This is a genomic window from Vibrio sp. 10N.247.311.12 (assembly GCF_041467515.1).
Lineage (GTDB): Bacteria > Pseudomonadota > Gammaproteobacteria > Enterobacterales > Vibrionaceae > Vibrio > Vibrio crassostreae_C.
Genome location: NZ_JBFSUV010000015.1, coordinates 45753 through 66980, shown reverse-complemented (window position 1 = coordinate 66980; position 21228 = coordinate 45753). Strand labels below are relative to the sequence as shown.

Below are 21228 nucleotides of genomic sequence, written 5' to 3'. Positions count from 1 at the left end.
ATAGACAATAGAGTGTAGTAATAGGTAATAAACACAAATGCTTTTAAGTCTATTTATCAGGAATTAGTATCAATTAAGTAATCAATCTAGACGTAAAATCAAAAAGCCGAACTGAATCCAGTTCGGCGTTTTTGTTATAAGTCACAGATTACGTATAGAAACCCTTAAAAATATCGACACTCGTTCAGTAAAAAATAAAAACATGATATAAAACAGTCTGTATATAAGAGAAGTCACAGCGTTACCTGAAATTATAAATCTACGGGGTAATCTTGAAAGTCAGACGTAAATACATTCTTAGTTTCTCAATTGTGCTGGCCGTAGTTTCTCTGCTCCTCTCTGCAGTTCAATTCAACCGAACGAAAGAATCACTATTAGAATCCAACCAATTCTTCTTTCGTACTATTGTGAACGCGAGTTACGACATCGTAGACACCACAGTCAACGAAGCGATCAAAACCTATCTAAAAGGTGTGACTGATACCGTCGCCTCTCACGCACTGCGTGTCTCTCCAGAACAAGAAGTTGAAGAAGTCATTCGAATTGCCAACGAATTGGTGATTGGAGAGTCTGGTTATATCTACCTGATGTCACCACAAGGTATTCATCTATATCACCCGTTTTTACAAGGGAAAAATCGCGCGCATTTAACCCATATTCAACAACAACTGAGCTTACAGTCTGGAATGACCCAATACTCGCACGCCAATCCACATGAAGTTGGCAAGCGTGCGAAGGTCGCATATTCAGTGAGGCTACCGAGTGGCAATACATTGGTGGCGACCACCTATAAAGATGAACTGATGTACCTGGTTGATCTCGAAGCACTTAAAGACAAATTGAGAAAGTACTCGTATGGCGATAGTGGCTATGTATATATCGTTGATTTACAAGGCACGTTAGTCCTTCAACCTAACTTTGAACACGAGCACTTAAAAACCTTGATTGATGACTCTTCAGAGTTGCTTATCGATAAAGTCGCCGATGAACCTGAAGGTCACTTTAGTTACTCTATCTCTACGGCAGATGGCACGACGAGTAAAAACATCTTCTACAAGTTTTATCCGTATCTTAATTGGGTTATTTCTGCTGGTGTCTTAGAACAAGAGCTCAACAAGAACCACAGCTTATTGTTGGCAAGTTTGATGACGTTGGTTGTTAGTCTACTGAGTATCATTGTTGTTCTGGTGCTTTACCTGCGGCATCGTCATCTCAAAATATTGGATGTTGCGAGCCTCGATTACCTCACAGGCCTTCCTAGCCGACGGAGTTTTATCGAGCAGCTAAAACTGAAAATTACTCAAAGGTCGCCTTATCCGCTAACAAATGTCGGTGTCATTTTGCTGGATATTGACCATTTCAAGCGGGTGAACGATCAATATGGTCATGCTCAAGGCGATAGGGTTATCTGTGAGGTCGCAAAATCACTGAAGAGATTTGTTAACCGTCGTCGTTTGATTGCACGCTATGGCGGTGAAGAGTTTATTTTGGTGACGTTTGATTGTGATGAACATGAGTTATTCGAATTATCAGAGGCGTTACGGTTATGTGTTGAGCAACTTCAAGGCTTAGTGTCGCCAGTAACAATCAGCGCTGGTTGTTGCCATGCTCAAGCACTGACTGACATTGAAACCGCTATCGATAAAGCCGACAAAGCGCTTTATCAAGCAAAAGAGAGTGGACGTAACAACACTCAAGCGTATCGAGAGAACGAATATCACGTTGCTTACATATGATCGGTTGAAAGCCTCATTGAATTGAAAAGTTTTGTTCACACAAATCGAGCTCTTGAGAACGACAAACACAAAAAAGCCCAAATAGATCGCTCTATTTGGGCTTTTTCAGAATTATTTGAAAGGCTAATCGTTAATTTAAGCTTTCGCTGCTTTCATCGCTTCCGTTTTTTTTTCCTTTTGCATTTTTGCAAGGAAGTAGATGTTTACACAAGCGATAAAGCCGTTGGTGGCTGCAACTGGCCATGCGTCAATCATGATGCCGTATGCTGTGAAGAGTGCACAGCCAATAAAGTTAAGGACACGCAGACGAACGATATCTTTCATTGTTAATGAAATTGCGACCATAATAGACGCAGCGTAACCTAAAATTTCAACCATATTGAATTCCATTGTTTGACCCTCTTAAATTTGCCGATACTTTGTCGGTACCAATTCTTCTCTTCATGAGATGATTGAGGAAGCTCCGTGCCTCGAATGGTCTGGTTTTGTTTAACGGGGAGAACTATACCAACTCTGTTTTTGTGATTAAACCCCCAAAACAGACAGAGGTGAAGGTTAGCGATTACGCAAACGTTTAATGACCTTTCTATTAACATAATTACTATTTATGTTGGAGGTTGAATTGATAGTTATTCTTATATAGGTAAGAAAGCCTCGAATGATAAAACGATCCATTTGTGCAACAAAAAGCATAAAAAAAGCAGCACTATTGGCTTTGATGGCTATTGGGCTGACCGCATGCTCTACGCAAGAAATACCACCCACACACAATTATGGTGTGGTCACTAGCGGTGACTTTGGTTTCATGAAACACGGCGTGATGACGTACTCCTGGCACCCTGAGTCAGAAAAGGTTTACCTTTCTCAAAAATACGATGAAACCGTGGTAACCGATTTAGTGCGTGATTCGATTCAAGAACAGCTCTCAAGTAAAGGTTATCAGTTAAAGCAGGATGGTGTCGGTGATGTTGTTGTAGGCTTTGGATTAGCGGAAGAATCGGAACTGAACGATGAGTCTATCTTCGATGCGATTAGGCTATCTACTGGTGTGCCATTTTACGATGGTGAAGGTAAAGTCGCGGAGAAAGGGTCGTTGTACATTGCGTTTTTCGTACCTAACTCAGAGGTCGTACAATGGCAAGCATTAGCACAGTCTGGCATCCAACCTGATTTAGAGCCAAGCGAGAGCAAACAGCGTATTACTGGCTTTGTTGAAATGTTATTTAGACGCATGCCTGAGCGATAGCATTAGGCGTTGAATGCATTCGTGGAGTAAATATTAGTTGTGGAAAATATGGTCAGATCGCAGATTATACTTTTTTATTTGTAACGAATGGTACAAATACGTAAAGCAACGTAAAGTTCGCGCTTCTTTTGCTAGCATTTGTCTATACTGCTCAAAACGTTAACTTAGGTTTGATTCAATGAAACTGTTTTCCAAATACTCTCTCCCTCTATTAAGTATATTCATTGTAAGTAACGCCGCGATGGTAAGTAATGCAGCTATCGCAGCACCTTCTATAGTACCAAGCCCACCTAGCCTAGGCGCAAAAGGGTATGTATTAATTGATTTTAATTCTGGTGATGTGCTGGTAGAAAAAAACGCACATACGAAGTTAAACCCAGCAAGCTTGACCAAACTGATGACCAGTTATGTGGCAGGTCAAGAGATGAAGCGAGGCAACATCTCTGCTGATGATCAGGTACGAATCAGTGAGAACGCGTGGGCGAAGAACTTCCCAGACTCTTCAAAAATGTTCATCGAAGTAAACACCGATGTAGCAATGATGGATCTTTATCGTGGCTTGATTATTCAATCCGGTAATGATGCTAGCGTTGCGATTGCAGAGCATGTTGCAGGCTCACAAGATGCATTCGTTGACCTGATGAACTCTTGGGCTACCTCTCTGAAGCTAGAAAACACCCATTTTGCCAATGCACATGGTTTGGATGCAGACGACCTCTATTCGACTCCTTACGATATCGCGTTACTCGGTCGTGCCATTATTCGTGATTTACCGGATGTGTATGGCTTATACAGCGAACGCTCTTTCAGTTACAACGGCATCACTCAACATAACCGTAATGGCTTGTTGCGTGATAGAAGCTTAACCGTTGATGGCATGAAAACGGGCTACACCTCTGGTGCTGGCTACAGTTTGGCGAGTTCAGCGACACAAGGTGAGATGAGACTTATCGCGGTTGTGATGGGCGCATCAAGCGTTAAGAGCCGTGAATCAGACAGCAAACAGCTGTTGAGCTACGGTTTCCGTTTCTTCGATACACTAAACCCGCATAAAGGCGGCGATCAAGTGGCTGAAGAGAAGGTATGGTTTGGTGAGCAAGACACATTGAAATTAGGTGTGGCAGAAGACACGTTCATTACGTTGCCTAAGTCAGACAGTAAAAAGCTGACTGCATCTATCGAGCTTAACTCTGAACTGAAAGCGCCAATTGCAGAAGGTCAAACTCTAGGTGTGGTTCATTACACCGTTGATGGCGAAGATGTTCAAACTCAGCCTTTGATCGCGCTTGAAGCGGTTGAACAGGGCGGTTTGTTCAAACGTTTAATAGACTACGTTAAGCTGTTCTTCGCGAGCCTGTTCTAAATAGAGCCTGTGGCGATAAGCCGCGCTGAAAAGTCGAAATATTATGGGTGTTGTGAGTGAATCACAGCGCCCTTTGTTATTTCTACATCAATGAAAACGCCGCGCCGCACTATCTTTATTAGCCGTAGCGGGCGGTTTCGATTACTATACGCAAAATTTAGCAGTGTAGTCACTTATGACGATAGATATAAAGAACGTAACCGAACCCGAAGTAACCTGTGCAAATTGTCAGGCATGCTGTTGTCGTTTAGAGGTTATGATCATCACAGATACGGGCGTACCTGAAGAGCACATCGCTTATGATGAATGGGGCGGTGAAACCATGAAGCGCTTAGACGACGGCTGGTGTTCTGCGGTAGATAGAGAAACACTGATGTGTACTATCTACGAAAACCGACCATGGATCTGTCGCGAGTTCGAAATGGGCTCTTTCGAATGTGTTGACCAGCGCAAAGATGTGATGGGCTAGGCGTCTGCAGTATTGAACTCAGTAACTAAAGTACGCTAATGAACTGTGATAATCACATTAAAATTAAATATCAGGGTTCTATACCTTAAGCAGTTGTAGAACCTTGATGCGTTTTATGAGATCAAATATTGAGTGAGATAAGAGTCTTAGCTCGATAAGTTAGAGTTTAGAACTCGGAAGGCACTTCAAACTCCATCCATTCACCGGTTGTCGGGTGAATCAACTTTAAGTAGCCAGCGTGCAGGTGTAAGCGCTCGCGTTTGTATCCGTATAAGTCGTCACCACGAATAGGTACACCAAGCCCTAATGGATGAGCACAGTGCACTCGCAGCTGGTGGGTTCGCCCTGTTTTAGGGTACAAGTGAACCTTGGTTTTGCCATTGTGAGTGCTAACCACTTGCCAATGGGTCTCTGTATTTCGGCCGTGTTGGTGACAAACCAGTTGTCTTGGTCTGTCCGTGATGTCGCCGCGCAAAGGAAGGCTGATATTGCCAGATTCGCCCGTTATCTCGCCATCTAACAAAGCGGTGTAGCGTTTCTCTACGGTTCTATTAATGAACTGCTTCTGAATATGCTTGTTTGATTCCGCCGTGAGCGCCAAGATCAACAAACCTGACGTCGACATATCCAACCTATGGATAATCAAAGGACCAGTCGCATCCGGGTAACGCGCTTTTATGCGGGTATAAACTGAATCTTCGATGAACTTACCGGGAACCGACAAGAACTCTTCAGGCTTATTGACGACTACGATTTCATCGTCTTCATAAACAATATTAAAAGACTTACCAACCGCAGGGTTCACGATAAGCGGGTTATCTTCTAGCTCTATGCCACTTAACTGGTGTTCGAGGATCTCAAAGCTTTTACTCTGACAAACAGGGTAGAGGTTTGCGTGTTGTCGAATGATGTCTGTAGGCGGTAATCCCCACCAAAACTCAGATAATGCTAACGGCTTGAACCCGTGTTCAAACGCAAAGTTAAGCAACTTAGGTAGGCAGCAGTCACCAGAGCCTTCAAGCGCGTCTTTACCATCGAGCAACTCGAGTAAATTCTTAGATTGCTTGGCTTGATTGATAAAGCGATAGTGAGAGAGGCGTTGAGTTTCCAACTGTTGTGAAACTGCTTGGTGATCTTGCTTACGGTTTTTCAGTTCGCTTTCAATCAAATCAATTTGTGATTGGCGCTCTGCGATCTTCTGTTTCCACTCAATACGAAGTGCTTTTAGGTCACGTTTCTCTTGGCTACTTTGATTGCCCAGTTGTTTGAGCAAATTCGCCGCTGACTCTAGATTCCCTAAGGCTTTTTCTTGATTGGCTTGTTCTCTGAGTTCGTTACGCTGAGCTTTGTTTGCGGCCATTGCTAACTGAAAGGCTTCGATAGCTTTTGCTGATTCGATTTTTAACCCTTCTAGCTCGGCCAATAATGTGTCTAGATTGTGCGACTGTTGCAGCTTTTCAATGTCGTCCGAGAGCTGCAATTGTCGAGCAAGGTTCGCACTGTTTTGAGATTGAAACTGTTTTGAATCGAAGGCTGGTGGAACAAAGTGAATGTTGTTTAACTGAGAGACCAAAGCCGGATCTAACTGCAAGCCTGAAAACGCAGAAAGGTAACCTAACCCTTGTGTGGTTGGATTCTGAACAAGAAGCACAGCGTAGAGATTACCTTGCGAGGTTTCATTCACACCACAGTCGACAAGTGATTGCTGAAGCTGCAGCATAGCGAATTCACACACAGGGTGCGGGGTATAGTAATACGGAAACGTAAAACGAGTCGGTAGCGCTAAATCGACATTCGTGTTTGCTAGGTGCAGAGGTGTGTATTGAGCGAGGTTTGTTGGCATTAAGATCAAACTCTATGGCTGTTCAGTTAGAGTTCGGTATTGTTGTCGAAATGAAGACAAATGAGAAGCCAAAGCAGAAGATAAATCGGCTTTGGCTTCATTTAGTTTCTTGTGTTTACTCTAGCAAGCACGTGTTTGAGTGAAACTCGATCAGTTCGAGTGTTCTAGCTCTACTTGCTCAGCTTTTTGGTAAGCAGGGTGGCTCTTTAAAAGTTCACCGTATTTAGCGATGTTAGGGTAAAGCGCAGTTGCACCAAAGTTACCCACGATTTCTACGATGAACGACATCATAAAATCTGCACCTGTTAGTGTGTCTGCAACCAAGTAGGTTTTACCTTCAAGTGCATTATTCACGTAAGTGAGGATCTTTTGGTTTTCGTCGTCTGCATAACCGCCTAGGAAGTTAGTTTCGCAGCCGTCTTTCATCACAAAGATCTTAAGTAACATTGGCAAAATACCTGAACTCTCAGCGAAGTGAAGCCATTGCGAATACTCAACGTAGTTTGCGGTGCCGCGTGTAGGTGCGAACTTACCCTGACCGTATTTGTCGATTAGGTATTCCGTGATAGCACCAGATTCAGTGATCACGACGCCATCGTCTTCAATGACAGGAGATTTACCCAATGGGTGAATGGATTTGAGTTCTGGTGGTGCAAGAAAAGTGACACTGTCTCGTTGGTAGGGTTTGATTTGGTAATCTACCCCAAGCTCTTCCAATAGCCAGATGATGCGCTTTGAGCGCGACTTATTCAGGTGATGCAAAGTAATCATGATTCTACCTAGTTAACGGGTTCAGTTTATTGAATTTATTTAGCTTCGTTCGTTTTGATAACAAGCTTACCGAAGTTCTGACCTTCCAATAGGCCCATGAATGCTTGTGGCGCATTTTTTAGACCTTCAACCAGGTGCTCACGATAGTGCATCTTGCCTTGAGACAACCATTCTGTCATTTGAACAGCAAATTCGTTGTAACGGTGTGCGTAGTCATCAAAGATGATGAAACCTTGCATCTTAATTCTTTTAACAAGCAGCATACCCATCAGGCTAGACATACGATCTGGTCCTTCAGGCAGTGAAGTCGCATTGTATTGAGAGATAAGGCCACACACAGGAATACGAGCACCTGTGTTAAGCAGAGGCATTACTGCATCGAATACCTTGCCGCCAACGTTTTCAAAGTAAACGTCGATGCCGTTGTCACACGCTTTAGCCAATTGCTCCGCGAAGTCGTCAGCTTTGTGGTCGATGCATTCATCAAAGCCAAGAATCTCTTTCGCGTACTGACACTTCTCTTGACCGCCTGCAACGCCGATAACACGACAGCCTTTTAGTTTGCCGATTTGTCCAACGGTTGCGCCTACAGCACCTGTTGCTGCTGCAACGACTAGCGTGTCGCCTTCTTTAGGTTGGCCGATATCAAGCAAGCCCATGTAAGCAGTAAAACCAGGCATACCCATGATGCCAAGCGCGTAAGAAGGGTGCGTTGGTTCTTTACCTAGTTTGATAAGGCCTTCACCGTTAGACACACCAAGATCTTGCCAACCTGTGTAAGCCAGTACCCACTCGCCAATTTCGTAATCAGCGTGGTTTGATTCTTCAACCTGACATACGGTTGCGCCTACCATCACTTCATCAATCGCAACGGGATCTGCGTAGGATTTAGCATCGCTCATACGACCACGCATGTATGGGTCTAGAGAAAGGTAAACTGAGCGAAGTAACATCTCGCCGTCTTTGATGCTTGGCGCAGCTATTGTCTCTAAACGGAAGTTGTCTTGAGTCGGTGCGCCAACTGGGCGAGAAGCCAATACGATTCGGCGATTGTCTTGTTGAGTCATTGGATGTCCTTAATTGTGTATTTTATACATTTAGAATTAGACCAGTCGTCTAGTCTTGTTGTCTAAAAATCCCGCCGTCATCAAATTGATAAGAGGGCGGGTGATTTTTTTAAGTTAAAGCCAATAAAGCGCGCTGCGCGTTATTAGCTTTCACCTTTTAAAATTCGTTCGGTAAGGCTCAAAGCTGACTGTAAGCTATGTGAGCTTTGGCTCAGCTTGCTCAATAAGCTGGCGCCTAACCACATTGAGTATAGGTTCTGAGCTGCTTCTTGGCTCTCTTCAACCTTTATGGAGCCATCTTCAATACCGCCGACAATGCACTGTTCGATGGTATTCGTCACTTTTTCTGCACCCTTTAATAGCGCTTGGCGCATAGGATCAGAAAGATCAGAAACTTCCGCGCTGAGTTTAACGACCAAGCATTTATGAGCATTGCAGGTGCCGTTTTCAATCTGTGACCATCGAGTGAAATAACTGACAATTCTCTGGTAATGGTTGCCTTCACCATGAACCAAAATAGTTTCAACTCTGCTGATGTAGGTCTCAAAATAGTGCTGGATCAGAGCCTCGCCAAATTGCTCTTTCGATTTAAAGTAGTGGTAAAACGACCCTTTCGGCACGTCCGCTTCTTTAAGCAATTGCGATAAGCCAACGCCGTTAAAGCCGTTGTTCACTATTAATTGGTAGCCAACATCTAAAACATGCAGGCGTGTGTCATTCGTTTTTTCGTTCATGGGCGGTACTATAAGTTAAATTAGACCAGTCGTCTAGTGGTCGGTTTTCGAGGGTATATTTGGTCGTTGTTACAGTAGCTAAATAGCTAAATAGCTCAATATCTAAAGAGGCTTCAAATGTTCAGATATAAAAAAGCCCCGACATAGCGCGTATGTTGGGGCTTAAATCAGTAACTTCGATTATTTGATAGAGATGAGTTCTACATCAAAAATCAGAGTCGATGATGGTGGGATAGGGCCTGAACCGCCTTTACCGTAAGCTAGAGTGCTTGGAATAAATAGACGAACTTTTTGGCCTTCAACCATGTAAGTCAAACCTTCTTGCCAGCCTTTAATTACTTGCTTAAGAGCAAATGAGATTGGCTCGCCGCGCTCAACAGAGCTGTCGAAAACAGTGCCGTCGATTAGCGTACCGTGGTAGTGAACCGTTACTTTGCTGTTCTTAGTTGGGTGCTCTGTGCCTGTACCTTCTTCAAGAACAAGGTATTGAAGACCGCTTTCAGTCGTAATCACGCCTTCTTTAGTGCCGTTTTCAATTAGAAATTGTTGGCCTTGTTCGAAGTTTTCTCCGCCAGACTTATGATTCGTCCAAGTACGGTAAATCATGAAACCCGCCAAAAGAAAGACAATGACCGGGATGACAAATTTAGACATAGTAAAACCTATTTATATTGAGTGCTGAATTTCTTAGTTAATACAAAATGTGTTAATCAGTTGACTAAAGCCGTGATTATGGTTGAGTCAAAAGGTAGTTGATCGTTTTTGCAATGCCAGCAACGTCTTGGTGACCTGCTGTTAGTACTTGGTATTTACCGTTGATGATAAAGGTTGGTACTGAGTTGATCTGACCTTTTACTGAGATCTCTTCTGCTCGCTTAACGTAGTCGAAAAGAGCGACTTGCTGTTCTTTATTCAGCTGGTATGGGCTAACCAAACCACGAGAAGTAAACGCTGTCTCTAGTGCTTGTTGACGCTGCTCAGGTGTTGCATCTGCACCCATTTGAACGGCACCAAATAGGTCGTCCATGAATGCGTGGTCAGGCGTCGCATCAAGCTGCATCACTGCTGTGTAGTAGATCATTGCGCTGATTTGAGCGCTTTCGTTGAACGTCACGTGCATCTTGCCAATAGTTTGGTCTGTTAGAGATTCAATCTCTGGAATGGCACTTTCCATTTGACGGCAGTGACCACAGTTAAGAGAGAAGATTTCAGTGATCGGAGACAAGTTAAATTCTGTTAGAGCAGTAGGAAGCGCTTCGTATTGAACGCCTTTTTGTGGCTCGTCTGTTTCACTACAACCCGCGATAATGAGTACGGCAGCGAGTGCTGTGATGAATTTAGTAAATGGTTTAAACATAATGTTTGCTCTAGCGTTGAGAAGTCGTGAGATTCTAACTATTTAGTACGAATTGGAAAACAATTATAAGGTAAATAAATGCAAACAGTTCGAACTAGCGGCTGAAGACAAGCTAGTAGACGGTTAACTGTGATCAACAGCACTTTTTTGGGTTCTGCTTTCTTTTCGTCTAAAGTTTTTCCCTCGGTGCCGATATAGACATTAGTGAATGGTTTATCTGCATGAGTGGTTGGTGAAGTAATGAGATATTTAGCGATAATGTTAAGCATAGCTTTGGCTGGGTGTGAAGCCACGTCACCAACTGACTTACTTGGCGGTGACATGCTAGAGACTGCACCACAAACCGATTACGACTTGATGCATCCTGAATGGGGTGTGGTTCAAACGACTCATGTAGCAAGTAATCGTGGCTACTCGATTCAGAGCAGCACTCATCAACACAGAACCATCACGACCAACTACGGACGTGGCGTTTCGACTAACGATCCACTGGAAGTCTTTTTAAGACAAAACCGTATCGATTTTGAAGTGTTGCCGGGCAACCATGTGATGGTAAAGCTTGAGCAGCACGTGAACTTTAAAACAGGTTCAGCATTCCCTGAGCCAGCTTATAATCAATGGCTAGATACGCTAGGCAGCTACCTTGCTCAGCGCCAAGATATTGATGTGGTGATTGAAGGGCACACCGATAACACGGGCACAGATCGAATCAATGATCCGCTTTCAGAGCAACGAGCAAAAGAAGTGAAGGCTCGATTAGAGAGTAACTATGTGTCGAGTCGTTCTATTTATACTCGTGGCTTCGGTGAGTATGTTCCAGCTTGTACGAACGCTTCTGCGCAAGGCAAGGCGTGTAACCGCCGTGTTGAATTGATGCTGATTGTCACGAAGTAGTCGTTTGAGTTTTCGCTCCCAATTTGAAGCGATTAACGCCAAATAACAGACATAAAAAATCCCTCACATTCGAGGGATTTTTTGTATCTGACTTTTGTTGCTTTATTGCTTATGCAAACTGCTTTTCTAAGTAAGTCACGATATCTGAAGATTCGTACATCCACTCAGTTTTACCGTCTTTTTCGATACGTAGACAAGGCACTTTCACACGACCGCCGCCAGCTTCAAGCTCAGCACGGTGTTGCTCGTTGTTTTTTGCATCACGAAGTTCAAATTGAACCGACTGACGTTTCATCGCGCGGCGCACTTTCACACAAAATGGGCACGCTTCGAATTGGTATAACGTGTGCGTTTTTGCTTGCTCATTTACTTTGCTTTGTTCTTCTTGAGAACGCTTCACACCACGTGGGCTGAAAACAAAATTCAATAACAAGATGACACGACCTAAGAACCAACGGATAAACTTCATAACTCTCTCTACATATTTAAAATTAGCGTTACAATTTGCAGCATTATATACACAAGTTTTGTCAGATGCTCGCAACAAACCGCTAATATCTATTTTGTCCGTTCGATCGTATGAGACTTAGCCACATTTAGCCCTAAACGCTTAGACAGTCGAGTCAGATTTGCTCGGTCTGTTTTCAGAACTCGCCCTGCTTGTGCCCAGTTAAAGTTGGCATCTTCCAACACCTCAGTAATGATACTGCGTTGAAAATCGTCCGTTGCACCACGTAGCCCTGCAGAAAGGTCGATCGTTGGTGTCGATAATGGTGTGTTTTTCACCTGAGTCGTCGCAATTGGCTGATCTTGGTCTAGAGGACCACAATCTTCCTTGGTGATTGTCACCAGGTTTTTATTGGTGCTGCGCGCTAACGCTTTCAATGCGGAACGACTGATCACATGCTCAAGTTCACGCACGTTACCCGGCCAACCATAACGGTTTAGGAAAGAAAGAACGTCGGAGCGGAACTTAACTTGGTTGATACCAAGCTTACGACGCGCTTGTTCTAAGAAGAAACCCGCTAATAGGCTGATGTCGTCACCACGATCTTTCAGTGCTGGCACCGCGATAGGATACACACTCAATCGGTGGTACAAATCGGCTCTGAATCGACCGTCTTCAACTTCTTGTTTTAGATCTCGGTTTGTCGCTGCCAATACTCGCACATCAATGGTTTGAATGTTGTCTTGGCCAACCGGTTGGATTTCGTTGTTTTGCAGCGCACGTAGGAGCTTACTTTGAGCGGCCAAAGGCAATTCACCAATCTCATCAAGGAACAGTGTGCCACCATCGGCTAAAGCAAATTTACCTAAGCGGTTTTTGTCTGCGCCAGTGAACGCGCCACGAACGTGACCAAACAGTTCACTCTCTACTAAGTTTTCAGAAATTGCAGCACAGTTTACGTAGACGAGTGGGTTACGTTTACGTTGAGATTGGTGGTGCAGGGTGCGAGCCACAAGCTCTTTACCAACCCCGGTGTCACCATGAATCAAGATATTAAACTCAGATGGAGCTACAACAGCGATGTCGTTCTTAAGCGCGACCATGGTGTCACTGTTACCAATCAACTCACCGCCGTCACGTTCCCACGCTTCTACGTTCAATTCTTCGAGTAATTGCTTTGACTGTTTTGCTTGATGCTCAAGTTGCGAGAAGGTCAGTGCCATCTGCATGGTTGAGGCTGCAATAGCTGCCAGTACTTCAAGGTTCCGCGCCGGAATATTCGCGAAGACATCAGGTTTCAAGCTATCTAGAGTCAGAATGCCCAATAACTTGTCGCCAAATAGCAAAGGCAAGCCCATACAAGCATGCATTGGTAAATCGCCATCATGGTCAATAAGCAAACCATCGAAAGGATCGGGTAGGGAGCTGTCAGCATCGAAACGAACAGGAGAGCGAGACGCGCAGATCTCTTCAAATCGTGGGTGTTCTGAAATGATAAAGCGACGACCGAATGTATCTCGGCTGAGCCCTTGCATTGCGATAGGTACTAGCGTGTCGCCTTGAAGGCTTAAAAGCGCGACACAATCACACGTTATGGTTTTGCGAATGGCATCGATCAGGCGATTGAAACGATCTTGATCGTTGACACCACTTGCGAGGCCAATGGTCATTTCCATGAGGGTAGATGCGGAGATATCTTGCATAAAAAACTCTAACTGTGTGTGTTTATCTACATAATAGAGTCTTATTGACTTAAAAAAAAGGTCTTTTTGACATTTTTATAAGATGAGTTTTGAGAAGAAAACCAGTAATGACGGGGATTGATAAAGTTGGCACTGATTGTGCAAAAGACACAGCGAAGCCCAATTATAGCGCTGATTAAAAAGACTATTCTTGATCTCAATCAATCAGGTGGCATTAATCAGGTTTCGCGATTTTTTGAAATGAAAACGAGTCAAAATAACTCAGTTTCTAAAAATAACTAAGGTTTCAGAAAATCGATAAGTCATTCTTAATTTTTAGTAGTCAAAATGACATATAGGTCATAAGGCTCAGTGTTCGGAGTAAATTCATGCTTAACAATGCACATATCGAAATCATCAAATCTACTATTCCTCTACTTGAGAGCGCAGGCCCAGCTTTAACTCAGCATTTTTATCAACGTATGTTCACGCATAACCCTGAGTTGAAAGATATCTTCAATATGACTCACCAAAGAACAGGTCGCCAAGGCGTAGCACTGTTTGAAGCTATCGCGGCATATGCAAAGAACATTGAAAATCTAGCAGCGTTAACAACTGCCGTTGAACGTATTGCTCAGAAACACACAAGCTTTAACATTCAACCAGAGCACTACCAAATTGTTGGTTTGCACCTGATTGAGACATTACGTGAACTAGCTGCTGACGCCTTTACTCCAGAAGTGGAAGAAGCATGGACAGCCGCTTACCTATTCTTGGCGCAAGTATTCATCGATCGTGAAGCTGAACTTTACCTACAGCGTAAGCAAGCTGTTGGTGGTTGGGAAGCAGCGCGTGCGTTTGTGATTGCAGACAAAATCGAAGAGTCAGCGCTAGTAACAAGTTTTATCCTTCAGCCAAAAGACGGCGGTGAAGTTCTGGATTACACACCAGGTCAATACATCGGTATCGAAGTGAAACCAGAAGGCTCTCAATACAGCGAGATTCGTCAATACTCACTGTCTGATAAGCCAAACGGCAAGCAATACCGTATTTCTGTTAAACGTGAAGGACAAGGCCAAGAGACACAAGGCGTTGTATCTAACCACCTACACGATACGGTTGCTGTTGGTGATGAGGTTAGCCTATACGCACCAGCGGGTGACTTCATGTATCAAGAGCGCAGCAAGCCAGTAACACTTATCTCTGCAGGTGTTGGTGTAACGCCAATGCAGTCTATGCTTGAGTTCCTAAACACGGAAGATAAAAACGAGCCAGTACTTTACCTTCACGCTTGTGAGAACGTAGGCCAACACTCTTTCACGACTCGTGTTAAAGATATTGTTGCCGACAAAGGTTGGGAAGCGAAAACGTGGTACATGAACAAAGATGAATCTGCATGTGAAAACACGCATCAAGGTCAAATGGATCTAGCGTCTATCTCTGATACTAAAGGCTTTGAAGAGAGCGATTTCTACATCTGTGGTCCTGTTGGTTTCATGAAGAACATCGTAGAGCAGCTAGATGCAATGAAAGTTGACCGTTCACGCGTTCACTACGAAGTATTCGGCCCTCACGCTAACTTCTAATAGGTCTCGGCATTTCTAGTAACACTCGCCTGAACTATTAATACCTTGCCTATTCAAAGGCCTCACAGTGTGAGGCCTTTTTGGGTTTGGTTGGTTTTGTCTGACATCATCGACTACTGCAGAACACGATGGTTCAGCTAAGATCTTTTCGCTTCTATCTAAGAACGTTTCATCTTCTTGGACATGTAGTCGGAATCGAAAAACTCAGGCCAGTACATTTTCACGTAACCACCTGCAACCCAAATCACTAGGATGGTCGCGATGGTTAACTCGAAGAAACCAAACTTGTGCAGCCAATACCATTGCGGGTATTCCGCGCCGAAAAACGTAGTTAGACGATGCATGGCAATAGCGCTGATCACGGAAGGGAAAGTGACGGCAGCAATCGAAGGTTGGAATTTCAGACGCATCAATCGTATGTAACACAAGTAGATCAGCAGTGTCATGGTGATAGCAATGCCAGCCAACGCGCCTGTTAGAATCGGGTCTGGGTTGTCGAAGTTAACCAAGTAAGCCGCTAAAGACAGGTTCACAGGTGCTGCCATGATGGCTAAGGTTGGTCTTGCTCGGCGTGGCAGGTTTCCTTCGAATACCAAGCGGTACAACACCACTGGTAGCATTAGGAAATAGATACCGATACAAGTGGCCGCAAGTGTTTCTGAAAAAACGGTGTGCCCAAATTGTGAACCTGCTAAGGAACTGCTGATTAACCCCACCGGATACAGAAACCAACTCGGTACAATGTTCGACATTTTGAAGTTGATTATCTGGAAACTAAAGAACAACACCATCATGGTAAAATGCAATAACAACGCGCAGAACCAGACTGGGTAAGCAATGACTGGAGAGATTTCGGCTAAATAGTCGCATAGAATCAATAACGCCATGCTCATTGGTGCCATCAAGCTTCCACTAAGCGGATGACGAATGTCATTTATGAAAGTATTAAAGCTGGTGAGATAACGAAGTAAAACGGGTAGCAATAACAGTGCGCCAAATGCAGCAAGGTAAGGGCGAATGATCTCACCAACCCCTGGCAGATATAATGCCCAAGCTTGTCCTAGTCCAATAACACCAAGTGCCAAAGACGCCTGAGATGGCGGCACATTTTTTACTTGGGTTAACCTTCTCCAGTTCAACGCCTTTCTCCAACTAGTTATTTATAGAATATGAGTTATATAGAATGTGAGCTGTTTATATAATATGAGTCAATTATAGAATTTTTGCTCTAGAGTGAGCGCTCAGCTGTGTCCTCAATAGATGTTAAGGACACTCAAATAATTTTGAGTGGATGATAGCAAGTTTAACGTTTGCTTTTTTGATTTTGATACGAAATCGGGACATTAAGCACTAGGAAAGTGTGCTTTATTTTTTTGAGTGATTTATAAATACCGAGCTTGGTTTGCTCATGTATCAGTGGAACTTGACTGTATTAGTGGAACTTAACGAGTTACGTTTAAGCCCCACATTTGAACTACCGTTCTCAATGTCGTTAACGTACTTCCTCTTGCTGAGGGAGGTCTTGTTGTCTTAGCTTCTCGTTTTTCAGCGTACGGTTAAGCAGCTGACTGTAAATTGGCTGCCCACCTAACATTTGAGCAATGATTACCGCGCCCAAGCAGGTGATGATCAACGGCAGGATCAGGTAGTAGTTATTGGTCATTTCAATAACCAAGAGTATGCCAGTGATAGGCGCTCGTACGGTGGCGGCAAATAATGCGCCCATGCCAGCAATCGCAAACATACCCGGTTCAATATTCAGTTCAGGAAAGAATGCCGCCGCGATAAGCCCAAACGCGTAACCAAAGAGCGTTCCTAGAGCAAGCATTGGTGCAAAGATACCACCCGGTGCACCAGAGCCGAAACAAAGCAGGGTAGTGATCACTCGGCCTAAGAAGATTAACAGCAGCACGTTTGCGCTGTAGTTGCCATTAGTGATGTTCGGGATGATACCAATACCACCGCCAGTCAACTCCGGTATATAGAGCAGCAATAAGCCAAAGCAACCGCCCAGCAGGGAACCTGTCATTAAGTAGCGTTTACGGTCATTCTTGTGTATTGCCACAAACAGGTCTTGCGAAAGTGTAATCAACTTATTGAAAATCACACCAAACAGGCCGAACAACACGCCTAACAACAAGAATAACCACAGAGCATCCAGTTCAGGCGGTTGGTATTGAGGCATTGTGATAACGGCAGACTGTCCGTTGATTGATCGAAAAACGATGTTGGCTGAAACCGCGGAGATGATGACGGCTTTAATTGATATGAGTGAGTAGCGAAACTGTGGTCTCATCTCCTCGACTACAAACATGATGCCAGCCAGTGGTGCATTGAATGCGGCGGCTAAACCACCTGCGGCACCCGAAGCTAATAGTGAGTGGCGAGTGTCGTCATCTTTGACTCGAAAGATATCGGTGACCATGCGACCAATACTGCCGCCCATTTGAACGGTTGGTCCTTCTCGACCTAAAACCATACCAGAGCCTAATGCGCCCATACCGCCAAAAAATTTCACTGGCAATACTCTCCACCATCGAACAGGGCGCATACCGTCCATCGCACCTTCAATTTCGGGGATGCCTGAGCCTGCAGCCTCTGGAGCAAAGCGGTGAACGAGGAAGTAACCAATAAAGGCAAATGCTGCACTAATAAGGAAAGCGGCCAGCCAAAGGGGTAAATAGCTACCGATTTCATCTTTAAGCCAATCGGTACGAGTTTCTGTGATGAAATGAACCGCGACTTCGAAATAGGTACCCACTACGCCAGCAAGTACACCTACAATACAAGAAAGAAAGAGAACGGAAGCGGGTGTCTTATCTCTTGAGAGAAATTGATTAATAGCATCCCTTGGCATTTTGGCTAATAAGGATTGCTTAATTTTCTCTCTTCTGGTCATTGAGATAAGGCTCCTGAATGGGTTAAGGCGGGGTTGTCATAAATTATACGCGTCCTCTGCATATCCTATAGCAGCAAAGATGAAAAGTTGAATTTCATTTATGGAATGTACGTGTTACATAAATGGAATCTATGGGAAATTGTGGAATCGCCGTCACAATTTTGATCGATTCTCTGGTGGTGGCTTGAATATCCCCAAAAATGAACCATAGTTAAATCGTAAAGCAACATAACAAACCGCAAGGAGACGTGAGGTTTTACACACAATTTGGATGGATTCAGATACAAAGTTTTAGTTTCTCGTTAATTGTTCAGGTCGATATTTAAGGCTTCCTGATTCGCGAACTCACGATTGAGTAACGAGAGTGAGGCGTACTTCAAGTACGCCTTTAGTTCGTCTGGAGCATCCCATTTCCACATTCTGCCTCTACTGTTTATCTCTTCTGATTATTTTCGCGCCAACCTCTATTAACGAATCTCAGTGTAAACAATCGATTGGGGTCAACTTTTTGGTGATTGAGTATATACTCCCTTAAAAAGGAGAACTGATATGACCAAAAAAGTTCCTACAAACATAATTACGGGTTTCTTGGGTGTTGGCAAAACGACAGCTATTTTGAACCTGCTCAAAAATAAACCTGAGAATGAAAACTGGGCTGTCCTGGTTAATGAGTTTGGCGAAATCGGCATTGATGGCGCGTTAATGACAGACCAAGGTGCTTTAATTAAAGAAGTACCGGGTGGCTGCATGTGTTGTACTGCAGGTGTTCCTATGTCGGTAGGTATTAATGCCTTACTGCGCCAAAAGCCGGACCGTTTATTGATTGAGCCAACTGGGCTTGGTCACCCTAAACAGGTTATTGCGACACTTACTTCAGAGCAATACACACCTTATGTTGATTTAAAAGCGACGCTTGGTTTGGTTGACCCACGAAATCTATCTAATGAAAAGTACACCTCGAATCAGAATTTTAATGATCAATTAAACAGTGCAGATGTGATTCTTGGTACTAAGGTTGACCTTGTTCATTCTGAAGACATCGATGTGTTCAATGATTGGGTGACGGATCAAACGCCATCAAAAGTCTTCCATAAGCTAATTCACGATGGTGAAGTGCCACTGGAAGTGTTGGACATTGAAAGAGTATACGGCAGTGCTTCCTCTCATATTGAAGCGCATCATCACGATCACGCTGAACAAGAGCCTCAATTCCAACTTCCTCCCGGTGAAGCGTTCATCCGTAAAGAGAATAAAGGTCAGGGCTATTTCAGTTGCGGTTGGCTATTTGGCGCAGAGCATAAGTTCGACTTTGATGCGCTGTTTTCAATGCTGTCGGATCTTACGGCTGAGCGTGTAAAAGCCGTGGTGAATACTGACCAAGGTTGCTATGCGTTTAACGTGGCGAATCAAGTGGTGTCCGTGAATGAAATTACACTGGATGGTTTTGAATCAAGACTGGAAGTGATCGACTCGCAGTTAATGCCTTGGGACGATCTCGAGCAGGTTCTACTCAAGCTGTGTGGCATCAAATAGCGCCATTTTTACTGTTTGAACTGATGATCTCGGTGTTTACTTCGTTGAAGGTGGGGTAAACACCAGATTAAATGAGAAAGTTTGCGTTATATCACGATAAATGTGAGATAAATCACTCTAATTACTTTATAGTGCTCGGCTGAAATAAGAATGTAGGCTGTCTGCTTAAGGAACCCGTAACAATGTCATTTTCCTCTCAAGGTTTTGCTCCTGAATTAGTCAAAGCGTTGATTGAGTGTGGTTATGAAAAACTCACTCCAATTCAACAAAAAGCGATTCCAATGGCTCGTAAAGGCCATGATATTTTTGCTACTGCTCAAACCGGTACGGGTAAAACAGCGGCATTTTCATTGCCTGTTATTCAGCACCTTTTGAACAGCGGTAAAAAGGTGTCTAGAGGAACGGCTCGCGGCCTTATTCTTGCTCCAACTCGTGAGCTCGCTGCGCAGATCGCTCAAAACATTAAAGACTACGTTAAATACACTGAACTAAGCGTTTCAGCGGTTTACGGTGGTAACAAAATGTCTTCACAAGTTCGTCAATTAGAACTGGGTGTGGATATTTTGGTTGCAACACCTGGCCGTTTGGAAGAACACTTAGAAGCGGGTAACGTGTCTATCGCAAACCTAGAATTTCTAGTATTCGATGAAGCTGACCGTATCCTTGATATGGGCTTCATCAATGCCGTTCGTAAGATCATGTTGGATGTAGAAACATCGCCGCAAATCATGATGTTCTCGGCAACGACTTCTACTCAGTTAAACCAACTATCTGTTGATATTCTACGTAAACCAAAACGTATCAGTGTTGAGCGCGAAAACTCAACGGCTGCTACTGTTGGTCACGTGGTATACCCTGTGGACCAAGAACGCAAAACAGAACTGCTTTCTGAGCTGATTGGCCGTAAAAACTGGCGCCAAGTGCTTGTGTTCGTGAACTACAAAGAAACAGCGAATGACGTTGTTAAAGAGCTTAAATTAGACGGCATTAAAGCGGTACTTTGTCACGGTGATAAAGCACAAAGCGCTCGTCGTCGTGCTTTGGATGACTTCAAAGAAGGCAGAGCACGTGTGATGGTAGCAACTGACGTTGCAGCTCGTGGTCTTGATATCGAAGACTTACCACATGTAATTAACTACGACATGCCTTTCCTAGCGGAAGATTACGTTCACCGTATTGGCCGTACAGGTCGCGCTGGTAAACAAGGTCATGCGATTTCTTTCGTTAACCGCGAAGAAGAGTTGACTGTTGTTCAAGTTGAAACACTGATTCAACAACGTATTCGTCGTGTTGAACAACCGGGTTATGAACCGAAGAAACGTGATGCTTACATCGAGAAGCTGAACACTAAATCGGCGTACAAAAACCGCCAAGGTCGTAAGAACAACGCGAACGAAGAGCCTCAAGATCAAGCAAGCGCAGAACGTCGTTTGACTATGATGAAGCGAATTAAAAACCGTCGTAAGTAATTACGGTTGGTGACTAAAAAGAGCCACTGTTATGTGGCTCTTTTTGTTTGTATTGCTCGCAATATTGTTTATTGTCATTACTGCTTCGTTTCAACCTCGCTTCATTTCAAGCCCGATCAAGAAACAAGAAC

At 43.9% G+C, this 21228-nt stretch carries 19 protein-coding genes; 8 read left to right on the top strand and 11 right to left on the bottom strand.

Annotated features, from left to right (window positions below):
• Positions 1 to 272 precede the first annotated feature (272 nt).
• A complete protein-coding gene (locus tag AB6E30_RS08760; protein ID WP_372103297.1) occupies positions 273 to 1736 on the top strand; it encodes a diguanylate cyclase domain-containing protein in 1464 nt (487 codons plus the stop codon).
• A 135-nt stretch (positions 1737 to 1871) separates the two neighbouring features.
• Here the strand turns inward: AB6E30_RS08760 and AB6E30_RS08755 are convergent, their stop codons facing one another.
• Positions 1872 to 2126 carry a YgjV family protein gene (locus AB6E30_RS08755; RefSeq protein WP_017068159.1) on the bottom strand — a complete coding sequence of 85 codons (255 nt, stop codon included), beginning with the start codon at positions 2124 to 2126 and terminating at the stop codon, positions 1872 to 1874.
• Between the two features lie 268 nt (positions 2127 to 2394).
• Between AB6E30_RS08755 and AB6E30_RS08750 the strand changes: the two genes are divergently transcribed.
• The 3 genes from AB6E30_RS08750 (at position 2395) to AB6E30_RS08740 (ending at position 4814) form a co-directional block, all read left to right on the top strand.
• Positions 2395 to 2982, top strand: a complete 588-nt coding sequence (locus AB6E30_RS08750) for a DUF4136 domain-containing protein (RefSeq protein ID WP_136981894.1) — start codon at positions 2395 to 2397, stop codon at positions 2980 to 2982.
• Positions 2983 to 3160: 178 nt separating this feature from the next.
• On the top strand, positions 3161 to 4345 hold the full coding sequence (locus tag AB6E30_RS08745; RefSeq protein WP_017064476.1) for a D-alanyl-D-alanine carboxypeptidase family protein: 1185 nt from the start codon (positions 3161 to 3163) through the stop codon (positions 4343 to 4345).
• A 175-nt stretch (positions 4346 to 4520) separates the two neighbouring features.
• Positions 4521 to 4814: a YkgJ family cysteine cluster protein gene (locus tag AB6E30_RS08740; protein WP_080582263.1), complete on the top strand. Its 294-nt coding sequence runs from the start codon at positions 4521 to 4523 to the stop codon at positions 4812 to 4814.
• Positions 4815 to 4980: 166 nt separating this feature from the next.
• On the opposite strand, the gene AB6E30_RS08735 is transcribed toward AB6E30_RS08740, so the two are convergent.
• From AB6E30_RS08735 to AB6E30_RS08710, 6 genes are all read right to left on the bottom strand, one after another.
• On the bottom strand, positions 4981 to 6657 hold the full coding sequence (locus AB6E30_RS08735) for an RluA family pseudouridine synthase (RefSeq protein WP_102320759.1): 1677 nt from the start codon (positions 6655 to 6657) through the stop codon (positions 4981 to 4983).
• A 150-nt stretch (positions 6658 to 6807) separates the two neighbouring features.
• Positions 6808 to 7428: a glutathione S-transferase family protein gene (locus AB6E30_RS08730; protein WP_017064479.1), complete on the bottom strand. Its 621-nt coding sequence runs from the start codon at positions 7426 to 7428 to the stop codon at positions 6808 to 6810.
• Between the two features lie 35 nt (positions 7429 to 7463).
• On the bottom strand, positions 7464 to 8495 hold the full coding sequence (locus AB6E30_RS08725) for an NADP-dependent oxidoreductase (protein WP_102320760.1): 1032 nt from the start codon (positions 8493 to 8495) through the stop codon (positions 7464 to 7466).
• Between the two features lie 143 nt (positions 8496 to 8638).
• Positions 8639 to 9229, bottom strand: coding sequence for a TetR/AcrR family transcriptional regulator (locus AB6E30_RS08720; protein ID WP_017062643.1), 591 nt, complete (start codon positions 9227 to 9229; stop codon positions 8639 to 8641).
• A gap of 180 nt (positions 9230 to 9409) precedes the next feature.
• Positions 9410 to 9883 (bottom strand): FKBP-type peptidyl-prolyl cis-trans isomerase, encoded by a 474-nt coding sequence (locus AB6E30_RS08715; RefSeq protein WP_017062642.1) that lies wholly within the window; start codon positions 9881 to 9883, stop codon positions 9410 to 9412.
• 76 nt (positions 9884 to 9959) lie between these two features.
• Positions 9960 to 10586: a thioredoxin domain-containing protein gene (locus AB6E30_RS08710; protein WP_372103294.1), complete on the bottom strand. Its 627-nt coding sequence runs from the start codon at positions 10584 to 10586 to the stop codon at positions 9960 to 9962.
• Between the two features lie 258 nt (positions 10587 to 10844).
• On the opposite strand from AB6E30_RS08710, the gene AB6E30_RS08705 reads away from it, so the two are divergent.
• The gene (locus AB6E30_RS08705) at positions 10845 to 11480 is read left to right on the top strand and encodes an OmpA family protein (protein WP_029235219.1); all 636 of its coding nucleotides are present in this window, start codon (positions 10845 to 10847) and stop codon (positions 11478 to 11480) included.
• A gap of 109 nt (positions 11481 to 11589) precedes the next feature.
• Here AB6E30_RS08705 and AB6E30_RS08700 read toward each other — a convergent pair whose 3' ends face one another.
• Positions 11590 to 11949, bottom strand: coding sequence for a glutaredoxin (locus AB6E30_RS08700; RefSeq protein WP_017062638.1), 360 nt, complete (start codon positions 11947 to 11949; stop codon positions 11590 to 11592).
• Positions 11950 to 12038: 89 nt separating this feature from the next.
• Entirely contained in the window at positions 12039 to 13631 is a 1593-nt protein-coding gene (norR, locus tag AB6E30_RS08695; protein ID WP_017062637.1) for a nitric oxide reductase transcriptional regulator NorR, read from the bottom strand.
• A gap of 368 nt (positions 13632 to 13999) precedes the next feature.
• Between norR and hmpA the strand changes: the two genes are divergently transcribed.
• Positions 14000 to 15196, top strand: a complete 1197-nt coding sequence (gene hmpA, locus AB6E30_RS08690; RefSeq protein WP_017062636.1) for an NO-inducible flavohemoprotein — start codon at positions 14000 to 14002, stop codon at positions 15194 to 15196.
• 158 nt (positions 15197 to 15354) lie between these two features.
• Here hmpA and AB6E30_RS08685 read toward each other — a convergent pair whose 3' ends face one another.
• Positions 15355 to 16302 (bottom strand): TDT family transporter, encoded by a 948-nt coding sequence (locus AB6E30_RS08685; protein ID WP_372103292.1) that lies wholly within the window; start codon positions 16300 to 16302, stop codon positions 15355 to 15357.
• Between the two features lie 386 nt (positions 16303 to 16688).
• Complete coding sequence (gene clcA, locus AB6E30_RS08680; RefSeq protein WP_004731384.1) at positions 16689 to 18095, bottom strand: H(+)/Cl(-) exchange transporter ClcA; 1407 nt, start codon at positions 18093 to 18095, stop codon at positions 16689 to 16691.
• 549 nt (positions 18096 to 18644) lie between these two features.
• Between clcA and AB6E30_RS08675 the strand changes: the two genes are divergently transcribed.
• Positions 18645 to 19628: a GTP-binding protein gene (locus AB6E30_RS08675; RefSeq protein WP_372103290.1), complete on the top strand. Its 984-nt coding sequence runs from the start codon at positions 18645 to 18647 to the stop codon at positions 19626 to 19628.
• 182 nt (positions 19629 to 19810) lie between these two features.
• Positions 19811 to 21097 carry a DEAD/DEAH box helicase gene (locus tag AB6E30_RS08670; protein ID WP_372103287.1) on the top strand — a complete coding sequence of 429 codons (1287 nt, stop codon included), beginning with the start codon at positions 19811 to 19813 and terminating at the stop codon, positions 21095 to 21097.
• The last annotated feature ends 131 nt before the right edge of the window (positions 21098 to 21228 follow it).